At 74.4% G+C, this 1,670-nt stretch carries 2 protein-coding genes; both read right to left on the bottom strand.

Features of this window, described 5'->3' with window-relative positions; translation table 11 throughout:
• Positions 1-775 (bottom strand): TAXI family TRAP transporter solute-binding subunit (locus AB0G02_RS38890; protein WP_360805121.1); only part of this gene is annotated, 775 nt, incomplete at its 3' end.
• Positions 772-1,563, bottom strand: a complete 792-nt coding sequence (locus AB0G02_RS38885; RefSeq protein ID WP_360805124.1) for a HAMP domain-containing sensor histidine kinase — start codon at positions 1,561-1,563, stop codon at positions 772-774. The genes AB0G02_RS38890 and AB0G02_RS38885, both read right to left, overlap by 4 nt.
• Positions 1,564-1,670: the final 107 nt, after the last annotated feature.

Below are 1,670 nucleotides of genomic sequence, written 5' to 3'. Positions count from 1 at the left end.
CCGAATATTCCGTCGCAACCAGTGGCTCTGACGTCCTCCCCCTGCCCTTCTTGCGACGGGATGTACCGACATGACCAGGATGTTGACCAACCTGACCGATCGTCGGCACCTCGCGGGTCGCGCCGTAGACGTCGACCGGCACGGCCACCTGCTCGTACACCGAGTCGTACGCCGCCCGCAGCGGCGCCACCAGCTCGGCCAACGGCAGCAGCCGGATGCCGGGCACCCCGGACAACGTCGGCGTCGGCACACCACCCGACCACAGCAGCGCGTCGACCCGCCGCTCCACCAACGCCTGCGCCGCGTCCGACAGCTTGAAGTGCTCCACCCGCACGGACGAGCGCAGACCGAGCGCGACCAGCATCCGCTCACCCGACAACGACGCCCCCGAGCCCTCCGCACCCAGCGACACGGTCCGCCCGGCCAGGTCGGCGGGCACCCGCGCCGGGTCGTCCTCGCGCACCACCAGTTGCAGGTAGTTCTCGTACACCCGGCCCAACGCGCGCAGCTCCAGCGCGGGGTCCGCGACCCGGGCGGAGTCGGCCAGGGTCAGCGCGACCTGCGCCGCACCCGACGCCAGCAGCGCCAGGTTCGCCAGGCTGCCCTCGGTCTCCAGCGCCCGCCCGCGCACGTCGACCAGCTGCTCGGCCAGCAGGGTGGCGAAGTCGAAGTACATGCCGCCGCGCTCACCGGCCGCGATGGTCAGCTCACCCGACGGCGTGCCGGTCGTGCACCCGGCGGCCAGCAGCCCGAGCAGGAACACCCGCCGGTTCACAGCGCGGGCTCCAAGGGCAGGGTGACGCGGGCGGTGAACCCGTCCACCGACGACAGCGCCAGCACGCCCTGCCGGGCCTTGACCAGCTGGTCCGCGATGGCCAGGCCCAGCCCCGTGCCGGGCTGCCCGGACCGCCCGCGCCAGAACCTCGACGTGGCCAGCGCGAGCTCCTCCCCGGTCAGCCCCGGACCGTCGTCGTGCACCTCGACCCACCCGACCCCCGCCGCGCGGTCCGCGCCGAGCGACACCCGCACCGCGCCGCCGTACTTGACCGCGTTGTCCAGCAGCACGTCCAGCACCTGGGCGAGGTCCGACTCGGGGCAGCGCACCAGCACCGCCAGCGCGGGCGTCGCCGGCAGCGGCACCTGCCAGAACCCCGCCCGGTCCACCGCCACCGCGCCCAGGTCGGCCAGCTCCGGCTCACGCCCGCCCGCCGCGACCTCCGTGGCCGCGCTCTCCGCCGACGCCAGCGCCAGCAGACCGTCCAGCAGCGACTCCAGCCGTTCGATCTCCGCCACGCCCGCCGCGTACGCGCGCACGCCCTCCGGTTTGACCTGACCGCTCAACGTGTCCATGCGCAGCCGCAGCGCGGCCATCGGGTTGCGCAGCTGGTGCGAGGCGTCCGCGATCAGCCGCCGCTGCTGGTCGGCGGCCTCCGTCACGGCGTCGGACATCCGGTTGAACGACTCCGACAGCTCACGCACCTCCGGCGGCCCGCTGCTGCCGGGCACGTGCGCGCGCCGTTCGCCCGCAGCCACCGCGCGGACCCCTGTCGCCAACTCGGCCAGCGGCTCCAGCAGTACGGCGACGTGCCGCTGCTGGACTCCGACACGCTGCGCGGCCTGCTGGTCGAGCACGGCGAGCGCGGCAACGCCGTCACGGTGCTGACCGCCGT

This window comes from Actinosynnema sp. NPDC023658 (assembly GCF_040639995.1).
Taxonomy (GTDB): Bacteria; Actinomycetota; Actinomycetes; order Mycobacteriales; family Pseudonocardiaceae; genus Actinosynnema.
The sequence above is the reverse complement of the archived record's forward strand: the minus strand, read 5'-3'. Positions and strand labels throughout refer to the sequence as shown.